14 protein-coding genes and 3 pseudogenes are annotated in these 16,631 nt (G+C 58.2%); 7 read left to right on the top strand and 10 right to left on the bottom strand.

The window, feature by feature from the left end:
• Positions 1 to 232 precede the first annotated feature (232 nt).
• The 3 genes from WT60_RS27255 to WT60_RS27245 are packed head-to-tail and all read right to left on the bottom strand — an operon-like array spanning position 233 to position 2,947.
• Positions 233 to 1,264 (bottom strand): extracellular solute-binding protein, encoded by a 1,032-nt coding sequence (locus tag WT60_RS27255; RefSeq protein ID WP_059646537.1) that lies wholly within the window; start codon positions 1,262 to 1,264, stop codon positions 233 to 235.
• The gene (locus tag WT60_RS27250) at positions 1,261 to 2,115 is read right to left on the bottom strand and encodes an ABC transporter permease (protein ID WP_059646540.1); all 855 of its coding nucleotides are present in this window, start codon (positions 2,113 to 2,115) and stop codon (positions 1,261 to 1,263) included. Before WT60_RS27250 ends, WT60_RS27255 begins: the two co-directional genes overlap by 4 nt.
• Positions 2,102 to 2,947: an ABC transporter permease gene (locus tag WT60_RS27245; protein WP_059646543.1), complete on the bottom strand. Its 846-nt coding sequence runs from the start codon at positions 2,945 to 2,947 to the stop codon at positions 2,102 to 2,104. The genes WT60_RS27250 and WT60_RS27245 overlap by 14 nt, the downstream gene beginning before the upstream one ends.
• A gap of 535 nt (positions 2,948 to 3,482) precedes the next feature.
• On the opposite strand from WT60_RS27245, the gene WT60_RS27240 reads away from it, so the two are divergent.
• Positions 3,483 to 3,935, top strand: a complete 453-nt coding sequence (locus tag WT60_RS27240; protein ID WP_059646546.1) for a GNAT family N-acetyltransferase — start codon at positions 3,483 to 3,485, stop codon at positions 3,933 to 3,935.
• A gap of 18 nt (positions 3,936 to 3,953) precedes the next feature.
• Positions 3,954 to 4,970, top strand: a complete 1,017-nt coding sequence (locus tag WT60_RS27235; RefSeq protein ID WP_060819968.1) for an AraC family transcriptional regulator — start codon at positions 3,954 to 3,956, stop codon at positions 4,968 to 4,970.
• A gap of 128 nt (positions 4,971 to 5,098) precedes the next feature.
• Here the strand turns inward: WT60_RS27235 and WT60_RS35760 are convergent, their stop codons facing one another.
• Positions 5,099 to 5,347 (bottom strand): SET domain-containing protein, encoded by a 249-nt coding sequence (locus tag WT60_RS35760; protein ID WP_317135481.1) that lies wholly within the window; start codon positions 5,345 to 5,347, stop codon positions 5,099 to 5,101.
• Between the two features lie 138 nt (positions 5,348 to 5,485).
• A protein-coding gene (locus WT60_RS27225) for an IS3 family transposase (protein ID WP_100185219.1) occupies positions 5,486 to 6,573 on the bottom strand; the annotation gives its coding sequence in 2 pieces (ribosomal slippage) (positions 5,486 to 6,312 and positions 6,312 to 6,573; 1,089 coding nt in all).
• Positions 6,574 to 6,638: 65 nt separating this feature from the next.
• On the opposite strand from WT60_RS27225, the pseudogene WT60_RS27220 reads away from it, so the two are divergent.
• Positions 6,639 to 6,767: pseudogene (locus WT60_RS27220) on the top strand (hypothetical protein); the annotation flags it as partial.
• Between the two features lie 35 nt (positions 6,768 to 6,802).
• Here WT60_RS27220 and WT60_RS27215 read toward each other — a convergent pair.
• The 3 genes from WT60_RS27215 to WT60_RS27205 are packed head-to-tail and all read right to left on the bottom strand — an operon-like array spanning position 6,803 to position 9,156.
• Positions 6,803 to 8,356, bottom strand: a complete 1,554-nt coding sequence (locus WT60_RS27215) for an IS66 family transposase (protein WP_059584212.1) — start codon at positions 8,354 to 8,356, stop codon at positions 6,803 to 6,805.
• A 30-nt stretch (positions 8,357 to 8,386) separates the two neighbouring features.
• On the bottom strand, positions 8,387 to 8,695 hold the full coding sequence (gene tnpB / locus WT60_RS27210; RefSeq protein ID WP_348982041.1) for an IS66 family insertion sequence element accessory protein TnpB: 309 nt from the start codon (positions 8,693 to 8,695) through the stop codon (positions 8,387 to 8,389).
• Between the two features lie 32 nt (positions 8,696 to 8,727).
• A complete protein-coding gene (locus WT60_RS27205; protein ID WP_231752061.1) occupies positions 8,728 to 9,156 on the bottom strand; it encodes a transposase in 429 nt (142 codons plus the stop codon).
• Positions 9,157 to 9,240: 84 nt separating this feature from the next.
• Here WT60_RS27205 and WT60_RS27200 point away from each other — a divergent pair.
• Positions 9,241 to 9,348, top strand: a pseudogene (locus tag WT60_RS27200) (transposase); the annotation flags it as partial.
• A gap of 536 nt (positions 9,349 to 9,884) precedes the next feature.
• On the opposite strand, the gene WT60_RS27195 reads toward WT60_RS27200, so the two are convergent.
• On the bottom strand, positions 9,885 to 11,294 hold the full coding sequence (locus WT60_RS27195; RefSeq protein ID WP_060355732.1) for an amidase: 1,410 nt from the start codon (positions 11,292 to 11,294) through the stop codon (positions 9,885 to 9,887).
• A 4-nt stretch (positions 11,295 to 11,298) separates the two neighbouring features.
• Between WT60_RS27195 and WT60_RS27190 the strand changes: the two genes are divergently transcribed.
• Both WT60_RS27190 and WT60_RS27185 read left to right on the top strand, forming a co-directional pair.
• Complete coding sequence (locus tag WT60_RS27190; RefSeq protein WP_059646534.1) at positions 11,299 to 12,390, top strand: IS5 family transposase; 1,092 nt, start codon at positions 11,299 to 11,301, stop codon at positions 12,388 to 12,390.
• A gap of 150 nt (positions 12,391 to 12,540) precedes the next feature.
• Positions 12,541 to 13,725, top strand: a pseudogene (locus WT60_RS27185) (type VI secretion system Vgr family protein); the annotation flags it as partial.
• A 437-nt stretch (positions 13,726 to 14,162) separates the two neighbouring features.
• Here WT60_RS27185 and WT60_RS27180 read toward each other — a convergent pair.
• On the bottom strand, positions 14,163 to 15,074 hold the full coding sequence (locus WT60_RS27180) for an AraC family transcriptional regulator (protein ID WP_235363998.1): 912 nt from the start codon (positions 15,072 to 15,074) through the stop codon (positions 14,163 to 14,165).
• 1,169 nt (positions 15,075 to 16,243) lie between these two features.
• Here WT60_RS27180 and WT60_RS35590 point away from each other — a divergent pair.
• On the top strand, positions 16,244 to 16,369 hold the full coding sequence (locus WT60_RS35590; protein ID WP_257790886.1) for a hypothetical protein: 126 nt from the start codon (positions 16,244 to 16,246) through the stop codon (positions 16,367 to 16,369).
• Positions 16,370 to 16,631: the final 262 nt, after the last annotated feature.

The raw sequence follows: 16,631 nt of genomic DNA, 5'->3' as shown, positions 1-16,631 counted from the left end.
AAACGACAAGTGTCCCGATGTTCCCGTAGAATAGATTCAGCCATGGTGGTCTCTCAGTGTGTACACCTAGGTCAGGTCGTGGGTAATGTTCGCAGCATTGCCCACGGCCGCATCATTTCAGTACGCCAGGATCGACGGCCCTTTCCAGAACATCCAGGCATGCCGTCTTAAGCTTGTATTTTTCTTTCCTTCGATTATTCGCCGGTTTGGAGCTCGTTGGGCCTATGGTGTATCAGCGATTTCCCTTCAACTTTAGCCAGACTTTGTTTCGTAACTGAATCGCACCCGGCGAACATATTTTGTAAGGGCGGAGCCTTACCTTGTATTGCTCCGGGGTTTTGATCGCTGGGTTCTTCAATAGTGCGGCATCGATATACCGCTCGGAGCCGATGATCTCGTTGTTGTAGCGAACGGCATTTGTAACCTGTGCAATGTTCTCTGGGCGCATCATCCAGTTGACGAATTGATATGCCGAGTCGCTGTTTCGTGCCTTTACCGGGATAAGCAAGCTATCCATGAACAGACGGACGCCCTCCTTCGGGTATACAAACGTGATGCTGGGAAGGCGGTCCTGCGCACGCGCAGCGGCGCCGCTCCAGATATGCTGCACTGCGATCTGCTTGGATGCGAGACGATCTATGGTCCCGTCATTGCTGTACGTCTTCACGAACGGTTTCTGTTTTTGCAGAACGTCGAGCACCCGCTTCGCATCAGCGGGATTTTCTGTGCATTCATCCTGTCCCAGATACCAACTCGCGGCCATATACAGTTCCTCTTCGACGTCCAGGTCGCCGATCTGTCCGCGCAACTCCGCCGGCGGATCGAAGAACGACTTCCAACTCTCGTCGAGTTTCCCACCGGGAACGCGCGCGCTATCGTACGCGAAGCCAGTCAGCACGACGGTGTATGGCATTGCGTAGTCCCGTTTCGGATCGAATGACGGATGGCGATACTCGGGTTTGATGTTGGCGATATTCGGCAGCTTGCTCTTGTCAAGCTTTTGCAGGAGTCCGGACTTCACAAGCACCGGAACGTAATAGTCCCCTGCGATCACTACGTCGTAGCCGCCTCCGCCCGACTGCAGCTTTTGAGTCAGGGCTGCATCGCTCGCGTAGGTGTCGAGCGTCGTCTTGATGCCGGTTTCCGCCTGGAACTTCTTGATCAGCGTATCGGGCAGGTAGTCCGGCCAGCTTCCGATGTGGAGCTCGGCTGAGACGGCATGACCAACAGCAAGCAACAGCATTGCTCCGACTACTTTTTTCATACGGTTCCTATCGTTTGAATGTTCGTGTGATACGACTCGGATTGCCCCAGCGTGGCAGTCTGCCCTGCCCCCTCCCTGCCGAGAACCCAGACCGTCAGTAGTTGAATCGACGATAGCCCAATGACGGCTGTCGAGATCGCACTCACCTTTGGCGTAATTCCAATCTTCAATGCGCTGAAGATGTACACGGGCAAGGTGGTCATGCCGGCACCAGCCAAGAAGTAGCTGGTGACGTAGTCGTTCATGGACGCGACAAAGGCAAGCAGCGCACCGGCGGCGATACCGGGCAATGCCAAAGGAACCGTTATTTGACGGAATGCCGCCCATGGCGGGGCCGACAAGTCGGCTGCTGCCTCAAGCAATGTTCGATCGATTGTCTTCAGACGCGCGTTGATCGGAAGATATGCGAGTGGGACACAAAACACCACATGCGCAAACAGGACGGCAACGAACCCGATTTCGAATGCAAACATCGAGAACACCATCACGGTAGCGATCGCGAGAACAACCTCCGGTATGACGAGCGGCAAAGCAATTACAGATCCGCGGAGATCGAAGTTGTACGCCTCCTGCCGTGACCATGCAGCAACCGCCGCACTCGTTGCGAGCGCGGTCGAAATAACCATAGACGACACAGCTAAGATCAGGGAGTTTTGCGTTGCACGGATGAGCGTCGGATCAGACCATGCTTCGAGGTATCCCTGGATACTCCAACCTTCCCACACAAGGGCCGACGGCCCCCGATTGAAACTCATCCATGCGACAACCGCCAGCGGCAGATAGAGAAACAAGAGGACAGCAATCGCGAGTCCTGCCGTCATCGGAAAGTGGCGCAGTTCACGCGAGGTCATGGGCAAGTTTCCGTCGCTGGAGGGTGGATGTCAGCCGCAGCGTGAGCATGGCCAGAAGAACGACAGCGAGGAGGACAAACGACATAGCTGCGCCCAACGGCCAATCGCGGCCACCCGCGAATTGGAAATCGATCAGGTTCCCGACCATGAATGCGTGATTGCCGCCAAGCAAGCTAGGAATCGCGTACGAACCTAGTGCTGGCACGAAGACGAGCCCGATGCCAGCCATGATGCCGGGACGACAGCCTGGGACGATCACTTGCAGAAGCGCCCCTCCCTTATTGGCACCAAGATCGTAAGCCGCCTCGACCAATCGCCAGTCAAATTTGTCGAGGGCCGCAAAAATCGGCAAAACCATAAAAGGAGTGAATGCATAGACGAGACCGACCAGAGTCGCGATGTCGGTGTAAAGTAGTCCTAGTGGACCTCGAAGGAGGCCTAACACGGCAAGGACACGGTTAAGTAATCCATTGTCCGCCATGACGATAATCCAACCGCACATTTGCACCACGACACATGTCCAGAATGGTATGGTCACGAGCACCAACAGGACGGCCCTCCAAATCGGTGCACGGGTTGCGATAAATAGAGCGGTTGGAAATCCAAGGAGCACGCACCCGGAAGTCGCCAGTAACGCCATGGTCGCAGACCGCAGGAAGATGCTCACGTAGCCTTGTTGAAGTACCAGCGAGCCGTCCCAGTCACGATCAAACACTACGCGCTCATAGGCACGAATCGTGAAATCCCCCCACGAAACTCCGCCGAACTCGAGCGGTGCGCTCAACGATATGACTGCGAGAACCGCGAGGGGTAGTATTACGCCCAAAATCATAACAAGCGAGGTCGGCTCGTAAACCGCTCGCCATGATTTAAACTTCTCTAGAGTAGGGATTCGAAAATTCACCGATTACCTCGAATCGATCAGCTTACCGGAGATAAAGCGTAACAAATTGTCCACCATATTTATAGATCGCATGCGTGCTGAACGCGCCAATCTGTTATCTCAAAGCGCCAAGTTTGTTACAGGGTTATGTGCTCGCATCGAACACCATCATCATTTCACATGACGAAACGAACGGATGCCGATTATCATCATAAAGCTTAGGAGTCGCTCTATGTTGATTCGTTTATTAACAGTTTGAATGTTGTGTCTCGCTTGCAAGCATGCCGTTACAATGACTGCATGCCATTCGTACCTTCAGCGCACTCCGCCACCTACGTTCATCATAATGCCAACGGACCCAGCGCCCTGAAAGGCAACCACGAGGACGTGGCGGCAAATGTGCAACAATAGTGATGCCGACGCCGACATTGTAATGTTGCGCGCCGACGTATTTCACAATGTAAAATCAGAGTGGCTAGCCAATATGACAATGGCCGACAGACTAGAATACCGCCCGATGAGGGTGACCGACATCGGGGCGTTTTACGACATCCGCTTCTCCGTGAAAGAGAATCGGATTCACCCGCACCAGATCCACCTACTTGATCGCGATCTTCTGATAGAGCAAATTCGTCAAGGAGGTGGTTGGATCTGTGAGTACCGGGGCGAGGCGGTAGGTGTTTGTTTGCCCGTCGTGACCGACATGCCGTTTATTTGCGCACTGTTCGTGAAGCCATCCTTCCACGGGCACGGCATTGGGCGTGAGTTACTTGAGCACGCGATCAAATGGTTGGAAGGTCAAGGCGTACAGCAGGTCAAACTGGTCACGGACCCAGGTTCGCGAGCGGACGGCTTTTACCAGCGGCTTGGCTGGAAACGCGAGGGCCTGGATGAATACGGATGCCAAGTTGTGTTCACTAAGTCGTTGAAAAACTGAACCAGAGCAAGGATTCGGATGAAGCCGGTAGCCAACGTGTTCAGTCGCACTGCTGCGCAGCGCCCCGCGCCCCTCCATACCATCGTCATTGCGCTCAATGTGATGAAAGAAATGGGAGTTTCTGCCGAAGTGATATTGAGAGGTACAGGGATATCGCCGGAGGAAATTGAGAAAGCCAATGCGATGGTAACGCATGCTCAAGAAATGGTCTTGTTCGCCAATGCTCTTGAGGCAACCGGGAATTCGGCTATCGGACTTCATATTGGCAATTCAATTCCGGTGACGGCATATGGACTCCGGGGGCACGCGATGCTAGTCAGCCCAACCTTGGGCGACGCGATGCGCCTTGCGTACGAGCATCCGCTGATGGCCATCAGCTATTTTCAGATTACGCTAAGGGTGAATGCCGACCTTGCTCGCGTTACAGTCGGTGGGTACACCTACCGAGCAGATCTTCTGGTTCTCAATACAGATATGTGCCTCGCCGCAGTCAGACGTGAAATAATCGATCTCATAGGTAGAGTTCCAACGTTTAGACGACTGGGACTCGCCTTTCCGCCGCCGGCTCATGCCAACGTATATTCCGATATATTTAACTGCGAGGTGATATTCGGCACCAAGGAAAATTTCTTGGAATTCGACGCTGATTTGCTAGACACAAGACTACCGCTTGCACATTCTATCGAGTTCGAGATATCAAAAAGGGCGTGTGAAAAACGTGAATTCGAATTATCGCACTGGGTTCCGGCTGACCTTGTCGGGCGCTTGCTTGGAATAATGTACGACAATCCGATGTGCCAGGATGTCGTCAAGCTCACTGGAAAGCTCGGAATGTCACCGCGGAGCTTACAGCGCAAATTAAAGGAGATGGGTACATCCTTTAGTGCCTTGCATGATTTGGTGCGACGCGATATTGCCTCGCGGTATCTTTCGGAGAATAAATCGACCAAGGAAATTGCAGCAAGACTGGGATACAAAAATACCTCGGCTTTCAGCCGGGCAATGAAGCGCTGGTCAAAGCTCGCTGGAGACTGACCCAGCTTAGCGGCCGCTTACCTGAGTCCGATCATCGTGCCACGGCATCGCGTGGCACCGCAATGGCAGGCATACTGTCGGCGTAGTTGGTTGGTTGCCCGTTCTGGGAGATCCAACGAGTAGTCGATCTAGAGTTCGTCGCCTGGAGCGATGCTTTTGATCGTTTCGATGTAGATGCGATTGTTTGCTTCGACGGCATGGTAATTTGGTTCACATGCGTGATTGAACCATCGGGCGTTGTTACCGCCACTGCCGCCGTCGATGACGCGTCCATTGGAAAGCCCGAAGTAGAAGGTATGCTCGGCCAGTCCACTGCGACGGTGTGCCCGGACTGCAGTTCGCCACGCAATAACTTCGCCTTTGTACTCGAGCAGCAACTCGCCCGCCTTAATAGACCACAGCGCGAATACGCCTCGCCCGTGACGCGCGGCGCGCGGATCGCGTCGTTTTTCTGGATTCAGGGCATGGTGCGCGACGGTAATCCCCCCGCTTTTAACGCGAGTCAGAAGTAGAGACTATGCCGCGGCCATGAGCCGCTGTTTCGGCGTCATGCCGCCAAGGCCCATGTTAGGGCGCTCGTGATTGTATTGCCACATCCATTCGGTCGCGAAGCTCTGCACGTGCGCAAGGTTGTCCCAGTAGTACTGCGACAGCCACTCATAGCGCACCGTCCGGTTGAATCGCTCCACATAGGCGTTTTGCTGCGGCTTGCCCGGCTGAATGTAGTTCAACGCGATGCCATGCCTGGCTGCCCATTGCGTGATTGCCTCGCTTAAGTACTCGGGACCGTTATCGCACCGTATCGCCATCGGTTTTCCTCGCCAGCCGATGATCTGCTCCAGAGCCCGGATGACGCGCGCTGAGGGCAACGAGAAGTCGATCTCGATGCCCAATGCTTCGCGGTTGAAGTCGTCGATCACGTTGAACAGTCGGATACTGCGGCCGTCCTTCAACTGGTCGTGCATGAAGTCCATCGACCACACCGCATTCACCGACGCCGGCACGATCAGCGGCTCCGGCGCCTGCCGTACAAGCCGCTTACGAGGCTTGATGCGCAGGTTCAGCTCCAGTTCTCGGTAAATCCGGTACACGCGCTTATGGTTCCAGCCGAAGCCCTTCACGTTGCGCAGGTACAGGAAACACAGCCCAAAGCCCCAGTTGCGATGATTGTCGGTCAGCCGTAGCAGCCAGTCGGCAATCTGCTCGTTCCCTGCATTGCGCTGCCGCTCGTAGCGGTAGCACGTCCGGCTTACGCCAAATGCCTCGCATGCGAGCCGGATCGACACGCCCCGGCTCGCTACTGCTTCTCTGGCCATCTCGCGGCGGGTAGATGGCCTCAGTCTTTTTTTGCCAGCGCCTCTGCGACGATCTCCGCCTTGATCTTCTCTTCCACGTACATCTTGCGCAGTCGCGCGTTTTCCGCTTCCAGCTCCTTCATCCGGGCCATCAGCGACACGTCCATCCCGCCGTACTTGCTGCGCCAGTTGTAGAACGTCGCCGTGCTGACACCCAGCTCCCGGCAAATCTCCGGCACCGCCACGCCAGCCTCCGCGCGCTTGAGCGCATCCATGATCTGGCTATCCGTGAACTTCGACTTCTTCATTGCGTAGAACTCCCTTTGCTGGAAATTCTACTTCTGATCCCACCTACTGGACGGGAGGATTACCCGACGACGCGGACCGCACGCTGCTGTTCCAGCTCGACACGCAGATTCAGCAATTGACCGCAGACAAAGGCGGGCGCGATGTAAGCGCCTCGCGAAGGCCGTCCGCAATCCGGCGCGCACGTGAGGCATGATTGGTTATCGAGCGCTCATGTTGGCCCGCTGGCAATCAGCCCGTGGAGGCAGGTGGGCAAGACTTCCCTGGCAGCTTTTTTGCCACGTTCCAGGGTAGTAATTCGTCGATGCGGTTAATGGGGTGATCAGCGATATGGGTCAGCACGTATTCGAGGTAAGCGCGCGGGTTGATCCCGTTCAGCTTGCACGTGCCGATCAGGCTGTACATCGCCGCGGCCCGTTTCCCCCCACTGTCGGAGCCGGCGAACAAGAAGTTCTTTCGACCCAGACTCACACAGCGCAACGCGTTTTCGGCCAGGGCGTTGCTGATCTCGGCACGGCCCTCTTCGCAGTACAGCACGAGGGCATCCCACTGATTAAGCGAGTAATGGATCGCTTTGGCCAATTCGGATTTCTTCGACAGCGTCGCGAGTTTGTCCGTCATCCACGTCTTGATGGCCGCGAGCAGCGGGATGCTTTTCTCCTGGCGCACGCGCAGCCGCTGCGCGGCGGGTTTGCCGCGGATGTCGGCCTCGATCGCGTAAAGTGCACCGATCAGCTCGAGCACCTCCCGGGTCGCCTCGGCAGGCGTTCGGGCATGCACGTCGTATATGTACCGTCTCGCGTGGTCCCAGCATGCCGCCTCGCGAATCTTGCCGCTCTCGTACAGTTCGTTGAAGCCGCTGTAGGCGTCGGCTTGCAAGATACCCTTGAATCCGTCCAGGTGGGTCTGGGGATGAATGCCTTTGCGGTCCGGCGAGTAAGCAAACCACACTGCGGCCGGTTCGGTCGAGCCCGAACGAGTGTCATCGCGCACATACACCCACAGGCGCCCCGTCTTCGTCTTCTTCTTGCCCGGCTCGAGTACCGGGATAGGCGTGTCATCCGCGTGCAGCTTCGACGGCGCCACCGTGTAGCGGCGCAGTGCCTCGGTCAGCGCATCGCAAAGGGCCTCGCACTGGCCGACCCAGCGGCCCATGCTGGCCGGGTCGAGCTTCACGCCGTCGCGCGCGGCTATCTGCGACTGGCGGTACAACGGGGCGTGGTCGGCGTACTTCGAGACGAGGATGTCGGCCAGCAGGCTCGGATGGGCGATGCTGCGCGTAATCGGCAGGCCGGGCATCGCCGGCTGCGAGAAGTGGTGGCCGCACGGGCAAACCGTCTTGCGCCGGATCGTACGAATCACCTTGAACACCGCCGCGACGCGGGCGAGCTGCTCGGACACGTCTTCTCCGAGCGGCTGCATTGCGCTGCCGCACTTCGGACACGTTGCGTCAGCCTCCAGTACACGTTCTTCGCGTGGCAGATGCGGCGGCAGCGCTTCTTTCGGCGATGCGTCGCTCACAGGCGTGCTTGCGCTTGATTGGCGGGCGCGCCGCACATCGGCGACGCCACGCTCGCCCGTCAGGTCCTCGAGCGCTGTTTCTAGCCGTGCAACCTCGCGGTCCAACTGCTCGGACTTGCGTCCGAATTGCATGCGCCTAAGCTTGTCGAGCTGAGCCTTGAGTTGCTCGATCTCCAGATCGCGCTCGGCAAGCTGAGCACGAGCCTCGAGCAGCAATGCTCGCAGCGTTTCAACATCGTCAGGAAGTTCGGCGCCGTTCGACATGCGGCGCAGTTTACGAGCCTTCTGCTCGGTTTACAACATCGACAGTGCAGCGGTGCGACGCGGTTGCCGCCAATCGATGCCTTCGAGCAACATGGACAATTGCGCTGCCGTCAGATGAACCTTGCCGCCATCGGCCTGCGGCCAGACGAAACGACCACGCTCAAGCCGTTTCGCAAGAAGCCAGAGCCCGTCCTCGGTTGCCCACATGAGCTTCACGAGATCGCCGCGCCGGCCCCGGAAGATGAACACGTTGCCGCTGAGCGCATTGTCCTCGAGCGCCGTGTGCACCTTCGCCGCCAGCCCTTGGAATCCGCAGCGCATGTCGGTGACGCCGGCCACCAGCCAGACTCGGGTACCCGTGGGAAGAGAGATCACGATTGCATGCTCCCCAGTACAACACGTAGCGTGTCGGCGTCCACAATGCCGTCCACCTTGACGACCACCTCACCGAATCGAATCTCGATTGTCCCGGCTCGAGTAGTGCGGTTGCCCACTGCCCGAGCTTCCGAGGGCATGGTCACGCGCTGCGCCGGCGTTTCATCGACCACCGCCACCGGAATCAGCGACGTCGTTTGGGCCAGCAATTGCTCGCGATAGCGACGCCGCCACGTGAACAGCATGTTTGCATTGATGCCATTCTCGCGCGCCAGCTTTGCGACCGAAGCACCCGGCTCGCATGCCGCGGCCGCAAGACGGCGTCGAAACTCGCGATCATAGTTTGGGCGCCCCTTGCGGCTCCCGGGCTTGGCTTCCGGCTCTGTCACGGTGATGTCCATCAAATCGAAAATGATGGGCACCACTTTGATGTCGCTTCTCGCCCTCGTCTACGACGGTCGCCGTGAGGCGCTTACCTTGAGACGTTTCTTGTAGCCATCGGTCCTGCCTTCATCGCACCGGGCAGTCCGTGGCAAAACGGGTTTGTCGAGAGCTTCAACGGCAAGCTGCGTGACGAATTGCTGAACCGGGAATGGTTCCGCAGCCGCGCCGAGGCCATTCGCCTATTCCGACAAGGAAACGGAATGGGCACGCCGTGTCGTAAGAGCCGCGCAGGCGAGTGGTGGCGAAGCAGTCTCCGTTGACGGGACGATGGTCGACAAACCGATAGTCCTTAAAGCACTTGAAATTGTCTCATCTGCCGATCGATAGGCCATGCCATCAAATTGGGGGGGCGTCATGGGCATCTGCGGACACGAGGCAGAGAAACGTATTTACTGGTCTCAGACCACCGCCTGCTTCTATCCGGTTTTCCTCAGAGGGGGGCGCGATCGCCGAAACGGCGATCACTCTTTTATTTCGAGATGTTGGTCAGCATCAACTCAACATGCAAGTGCATCGACCACCGTCGTCGTATCTCGAGGACGCATTCAATATGATATGTACTGCGACAACTTGTGATGAATTTGATGTGTGTACTGACGAAATATCGTGGGAGACACGTCGTGACATTAAGGTTAGGCCAATCCACGGGAATCATGGGCACGAGCTTTGGCAAAAATTATTTGGAATTTCCTGGAGAATTCTGGCCCTCTCACGCGCCTACCGGGTGTTTCGCATGCCAGTCAGTCGCGGATTGGAATGCGTTGGATGCGTTCACCAATTCTGCTTCAGAAAATGGTGCACCGATCAACTGAAAAACCAGCGGCATCGCGTCTGCAGAAAATCCGCAGGGCAAGACCACGGAAGGCAAACTGGCCATATTGAATGGGCATGTGAATCGATGGATGTCCGCAATAAGTTCGTCGTCAATTCTAGACATGCGTTCGATCGTCGGAACGCCAGCCGGCAATACAGGCAGCGCGACGAAATCGACTTGACTGAACAACGCCAGCAGCCTGCCTCGGAACTCCTGACGGCGCAACAGCAATCGTTGGTACTGCGTGCCCGGCAGTGCGCGTCCTTGCTCAATCAGCGTCGCGAGACTCGGACTGTATTCGCTTCTGCGAGATGGGTAGGTCGTATCGTGTGCGACTGCCGCTTGTACCGCGCATACCGGAAACCAGTCCCAGATCATTTCTTCGACATTTGGCAGCGCAACCTCCACGATCGTCGCGCCGAGGTCAGAGAGCGTCGCAATGGCATCGGAGATCGCCAGGGACATCACGTTGCTGAGGCGCGCGCCGAGCCACGACGTGTCGACGCCAAGCCGAACGCCTTCGAGGTCATGGCACGGCTCGACGGAAAATTGAGGCACTGCGCGGAGCGACGTAGTCGGGTCGGCGGGGTCCCGGCCGGCGACAATTCCAAGAGCGGCCGCAGCGTCAGCAGCCGATCGAGCGATCACACCAACGTGGTCGAGGGTCGAGGCAAGCTCGAACGTTCGATGGCGAGACACACGTCCCCAAGTAGGCTTGATACCCGTAACTCCGTTGGCAGCGGCGGGCAGGCGGATCGAGCCGCCAGTTTCGGATGCGAGCGCTGCGTAACAGAGACCGGCGGATACGGCAACCGCGCTACCGCTCGACGACGCACCAGGCCAATAGTCGGCGTGCCACGCGTTACGTGGTGTCGGGAACGGCGCCCGATGTTCCGCGTAAGCGCCCTCCGTCATAGACAACTTACCGAGTATCACAGCACCTGCTTCGCGCAATCGCCGAATGACTGTGGCGTCTTCCGTCGCAAGGGCATTGGCGCGAATTGCCATGCCTGCCGTTGTTGGCACTCCCTTCATGTCAAAAATGTCCTTCACTGCCACTGGCACACCGTGCAAGGGCCCGCGATCTATCCCACGCGCGATTTCCCGCTCGGCTCGGTTCGCTTCGGCGAGCGCGGAAGCTTCCGTTACCCGGATGTATGCCTGCATGATTGGGTCGACTGTATCAATGCGAGAAAGCATGATCCGAGTCAACTCAACCGCGGAGAGAAGCCGCCGCTTAACAGACCGTTGAAATACGTCGGTCCGTCCTGCACGATGTAGGCTCCCGAGATCAAGGAAGAGCAGGCAGATGCGAGGCGCGGACGGTTACAACGAATCGTTGTTCAGCACGGTGAGGCTAGAGGAATTTGTTCCGCAGGCGCATCCGCTGCGCCAGATCCGGACGTGGCTGAACGAAGCACTGTCGAAGATGGATGCGAAGTTCTCGGCGATGTACGAAGTCGACGTGAAGGGAGGCCGACCGAGCATCGCGCCTGAGAAACTGATGCGGGCGATGCTGTTGCAGGTGCTGTACAGCATCCGCAGCGAGCGGCAACTGGTCGAGCAGATCTCGTACAACCTGCTGTTCCGGTGGTTCGTAGGCCTGTCGATCGAGGATGCGGTTTGGAACCACTCGGTGTTCAGCAAGAACCGGGATCGGCTACTGGAATTCGACGCGGTGACGGAGCTGTTCAACGCGACGGTGGAAACGGCGCAGAAACGGGGCCTGCTGTCGGGCGAACATTTCAGCGTCGATGGCACACTGATTCAGGCCTGGGCTAGCCACAAGAGCATCCGTCGCAAAGATGGTAGCGACGACGACCGGCCGCCAGGCAACTGGCACGGCCAGCCGCGCAGCAACGAAACGCATGAATCGAAGAGCGACGGTGACAGCCGCCTGTACCGAAAGAGCAATGTTGCACCGGCGCTGCCGAGCTATCTCGGTCATGTGCTGACCGACAATCGGCACGGTCTGGTGGTCAATGTACAGGCCAGCCGGGCGAATGGCCGAGCCGAACGCGACGTTGCCGCCGAGATGTTGCAGGACGTCGCGCGACCAGATCGACGCATCACGGTCGGGGCCGACAAGGGTTACGACACGCGCGGGTTCATCAAGGCTTGCCGGGACGCGAACGTGACGCCGCATGTGGCGCGGAACACGAAACGCAGCGGCGGCAGCGCGATCGATAAACGCACGACGCGGCACCTGGGCTACGCGCTGAGCCAGCGCAAACGGAAATGCATTGAGCAGTGCTTCGGCTGGGGCAAGACGATAGGCCCGCTGCGACAGGTCATGGTTCGTGGTCTCGAGAAAGTGGACCAACTGCTGACTCTGACGATGGCAGCCTACAACCTGACGCGGTTGAGATCGCTGGCCGCGTTGCGCCCGCAGAGCGCCTGAGGTACCAGAGTGGGCACCGGGAAGCCCACGACGTTGATCCATTCGCATTGAAATCGGCAGAGCGAGCCGAAATCGAACGCTTCGCGGTGATCGTCGTGAACGGCGGAAGGGAAAATACGTCAGGACGGACAGTAATTCAACGGCCTGTTAGTGCGTCGCCTGCTGCGTCGCGAAGGGATCACCGTGTTTGTGAAGGCCGGCCCGGCGAAGCGCATGCAGAACGTTCACGACGAAACGCCGGTGCATACGCTCGTATGCTGCGACGATCCGATGTCGCTGCCTCAAGCGCCCGCCGGCACGGTTCGATTGCATCCGCGTGACGGCGGCACCGAGCAACGCGACACGGTCACGCTGTTCGCGCTGCACCGGCAACTGGTTCCGGGCAAGGCCGGCCGGCCGTCGTGGGACTACAAGAAGGCGAGGATAGACGAATCGACCGTCGGCTCGAGTCTCGATCAGGGCGAGTCAGGCAACGACCTGGCCAGGTTGCTCACCGACGTCGCGATCGACATCCCGCACGCGGGCGATTCGTGGAGCGACCACGAGCGACTCACGCGCGCGCGCATGCTTGCGCACGAGTTCGAAGCCGAACGCTACGACGGCGTCAGCAGTGTGCGGGATCTCGCCGTCGGCGCGTGGATCACGCTGACTGGCGATCCGGATTGGGACGTGCAACTTGCCGACAAGCGCCAGTTCGTGATCACGTCGATCGACCACGATATTTGGAACAACCTCCCCAAGGGGTTCAACGAACGCGTGCAGGCGCTGTTCGCGGCGAGCCGCAATCTCGCGCAGGCAGCTCCTGCATTACCGGCCGCGCTCGCGAAGGATGCCGATACGCGTTACGAGAACGCGTTCGGTTGTGTGCGCCGCGGCGTGCCGCTCGCGCCCGCGTACGATCCGCGAACGGACTTGCCGCCAGTGCATCTGCTGACGGGCACGATCGTCGGCACGGAGGACGATGAAGTGTTCTGCGACGAGGACGGCCGCGTGCGCGTGCGGATTCACGGCCTCGATCCGGCGGACCACGCGCACGCGCAGGGCGCGGGCACCAACGACAATGCGGGCGATAGCGCGCCGATTCGCGTCGCGACGAGTCTCGCGGGAACGAATTTTGGGGCATCGTTTCTGCCGCGCGTCGGCATGGAAGTCCTTCTCGGTTGTGTCGGCGGCGATCCGGACCGGTTGGTGATCATCGGGGTGCTGAGCAACGGCGCGCATCCGCCGGCGACGTTCAGCCACACGGGCCGGCTGCCGGGCAACCGTTACCTGTCCGGCATCAAGACGAAGGAAATCAAGGGGCAGCGGTACAACCAGCTGCGCCTCGACGACACATCGAATAGCAGGAAGGACACGCTAACTATCGCAAGCCGGATGCGGGCGCCAGCCGACAACGTGATCACTTCACGCACTCCTGCAGGGACGCCTCGGCGCTGGCGCCAGCAGCCCGCGAATCCGCACACGTCGATTGCGGACCTCCCTGAGGGTCGGCCAGGATTCGCATATTTTCGAATCCCGGCCGACCCTCAACTTCCTCCGGAGGCGTTCGCGGCACGCAATCGCGATCGGCCTCGGGCTCATTCTGGATTCCGCCGGCCCAACAAGCGCCCATTTGCTGAGCCCGCTATGACGGCCACGCGGCCCTCGTGCTGGCGACGACTCCGTTTCGCTTGTGGCGAATCGTTGATCGAACGGTATGAGTCGCGCAGCACGAGCGACTGCGACGCGAGGCAACATCGTTGTCAGCCAAATCGTGACGACTGTATTTCGCTCTACGTACTTTGTGCGACTTCGTCAACGGACATCAAATAGCAGCGCGGAGATTGGCCGGTGACCCGGCGGAACGAGCGCGACAGCTGAGTGTTGCTTTGGAAGCCGACTTCGATCGCGATGTCCAGCAGCCGCATATTTCCCCGGCGCATCAGCCGTTTAGCTTTCTCGACTCTCCTTTCCGTGATGTATTTGCACGGCGGCACGCCGAAATGATGCTTGAACGTACGGGAAAAATGGTACACGCTTAGCCCGACCACGCCAGCCAGGTCCCTCAAAGTGATCGACGAATTCAGATTTTCGTCGATGTGATGGGTCAGTCTGCGGTGCTGCGCGCTGGAGAATCTCTTGCCGCTCGCGTTGTCTTCGGTCGATTGAAGCCGGAGCATCTCGGACAGCAGCGCGACTGCCATGTGATCGTGAAAGTACGGCCATCTATGGCGATTGGTTGATGTGTCCACGACGTGTCGCATGAGCTTGAGCAACACCTCGCCGGTGACGTTCATCGCCGGCTTGAGCATCGATGACGCACTGTCCATGAAGCCCGTTTCGCGAGCATCCACGGCAAATATGAAATAGCTGACCTTCCCACCGGAGCCGCCCTTGCAACTGAGCGTGTGCAGCGGCGGCAAGTAGTCGAGCCCGACGTCGAGCCGGCGTGGCCCTGCGACGCGCCGTCCGTCGATCCACGTGCCGCCCGTGGACACGGCGTGCCGGTCATATAGGAAAAACAGGTGGCGATTGCTTTCGATCTCGACCTGGTATGTCTCGGACAATACTTCGCACCGGTACATGCCGCATACGTCGGTCTGCATGAGCGGAGTCACTCTCGCATGATCGCGGTCCTGATAGTGAAGCCATGTGGGCGCATCGGCTGAGACGGGGAAGTTGTCGCGGGTAGTGACGGAATGCATGGGTGGCCTCAAGTTTCTTATGCTTGCAACAAACGGAGTCACGGGTGAAAGCTCGAGCGAAAAGGGGCGCTTTGCGTGATGCTCGACGTGTTCCGCAAGGAAGCGCTTGAACAGAGCCGGGAGGCGCCGGATGGAGTGCGGGCGGAATGTGTAATGTTGTTGCACATGATCCAATGCTATGCGGCCGGATTCGAAGGCGGTGGGCGAGCGGAGGCGCTTCCCGCGGACTCGCGCGAACTCGCTGTGACGTGGGTGAAGCGAATGCTTGATTTAAGAAATCGCTGTGCGCATCTTTCTGGCTCCTTGATTGGGAAAGCGAAGAATCACTTTTCATTCGCTAACAGACGGGAATCAATGGCGCATATCGCCGAACGGCTTCCGATAGCCGTTTTGCATTTTCCTGTTGGTTCGCGACCCTCAGCGCCATGTGACTTATATAAACAAAAAACGTTCAAATCGGAATCAGAGTTGAATAAATTGGATGGTCGTCTCACGAGATAAAAATGACTTTTGCCGATTGCATTCTCTTATTCAGAATGCAATATGGATGCGATGAAGCCGTGCGCATGCATTGATGGGACATGCCCCAATTTCGATAGACTTTGCGCCATGTCGGCATGCGCCCTCGTGCAATCGCCACAAGGGCAGGCAATGTTGCTCTCTCGCCGATTTCCCGGTTCGTCCATCGATCAGCCCGAGCGTGCGTTCCGTTCGTCTTGCAGCGCACGGGGCTGGTGCGCTGGCAGCGTAGGGAGGCGCGAGGCAGCTGCGGGATTTCGATACGCTGGACGACGCAGCGTCGCTGAATCGTGGGCACCACGAGTGGCCGGAAATGCCATCGCTAAACGAAAGGCGGTATATGCCAAACGGGAAATAATTGACCTGAACATCGAAAATAATTTTCGATTTGTTTCCAATCGTCGTCAATTGATGATCGATTAGATGTTGGTTATGCGCATGTTTCCAAGGAATCGGGACAGATAGAAAGCAATTTTGATCAAATTTCCGCAATGGTGATGGGGACGAGGAAACGCGGATATAGACAATGTGAGCGCATATCCGAGCGTTGATAAAGAGTTGCTCAAGCGGTCAAGCACGGAGGCGATGTTTATATCAAAAGCGAGGTCAAGTCGGAGCCGCTCGCATTATGTTCGTACGCGTGACGGCACATGTCTTTTCCCGCAGCGCACGCATCGAGACTCACGTACCGCGGCCATTCCTGGCAAGAGGCCTTCGCCGACAGCCCGGTCATTCACGAGGGGGCGTTCGGCAATCTGTCGATGCTCGGCACGTGACATGTCCGATTTCGGGCGACAGCAGCTCGCAGTCGACGTGATCGTGAATGTTCTTGCGCAGCCGGATATCGATGTAGATGTGACAAGGAGATACTCGATGATTTCCGATGTGAGCCGGCAAGTTTGCAGTGTCAGCCGAGAACTACCGACGGGCGGATGCGTGATCGGGCGCCAGCGCATGAAGCCCGATGATTCCAGCGCGCGCCGCGCTGAGCGAAGAGGATGGCGCGCGCTTCATCCTCCGCGCGCGGCGGCATGCGGC

The organism is Burkholderia sp. MSMB617WGS, assembly GCF_001532025.2.
In the GTDB taxonomy this organism is placed as follows: Bacteria; Pseudomonadota; Gammaproteobacteria; order Burkholderiales; family Burkholderiaceae; genus Burkholderia; species Burkholderia savannae.
Note: the sequence above shows the minus strand (reverse complement) of the source record. Positions and strands in the feature narration are given on the sequence as shown.

What these genes read in the sequence shown, in the direction of transcription:
- WT60_RS27255 (WP_059646537.1), bottom strand. Translation starts at nt 1,264, where the DNA reads ATGAAAAAAGTAGTCGGAGCAATGCTGTTGCTTGCTGTTGGTCATGCC.
- WT60_RS27180 (WP_235363998.1), bottom strand. Translation starts at nt 15,074, where the DNA reads ATGCATTCCGTCACTACCCGCGACAACTTCCCCGTCTCAGCCGATGCG.
- WT60_RS27235 (WP_060819968.1), top strand. Translation starts at nt 3,954, where the DNA reads ATGAAGCCGGTAGCCAACGTGTTCAGTCGCACTGCTGCGCAGCGCCCC.
- WT60_RS27215 (WP_059584212.1), bottom strand. Translation starts at nt 8,356, where the DNA reads ATGTCGAACGGCGCCGAACTTCCTGACGATGTTGAAACGCTGCGAGCA.
- WT60_RS27190 (WP_059646534.1), top strand. Translation starts at nt 11,299, where the DNA reads ATGCGAGGCGCGGACGGTTACAACGAATCGTTGTTCAGCACGGTGAGG.
- WT60_RS35590 (WP_257790886.1), top strand. Translation starts at nt 16,244, where the DNA reads ATGTCTTTTCCCGCAGCGCACGCATCGAGACTCACGTACCGCGGCCAT.
- WT60_RS27240 (WP_059646546.1), top strand. Translation starts at nt 3,483, where the DNA reads ATGACAATGGCCGACAGACTAGAATACCGCCCGATGAGGGTGACCGAC.
- WT60_RS27245 (WP_059646543.1), bottom strand. Translation starts at nt 2,947, where the DNA reads ATGATTTTGGGCGTAATACTACCCCTCGCGGTTCTCGCAGTCATATCG.
- WT60_RS27250 (WP_059646540.1), bottom strand. Translation starts at nt 2,115, where the DNA reads ATGACCTCGCGTGAACTGCGCCACTTTCCGATGACGGCAGGACTCGCG.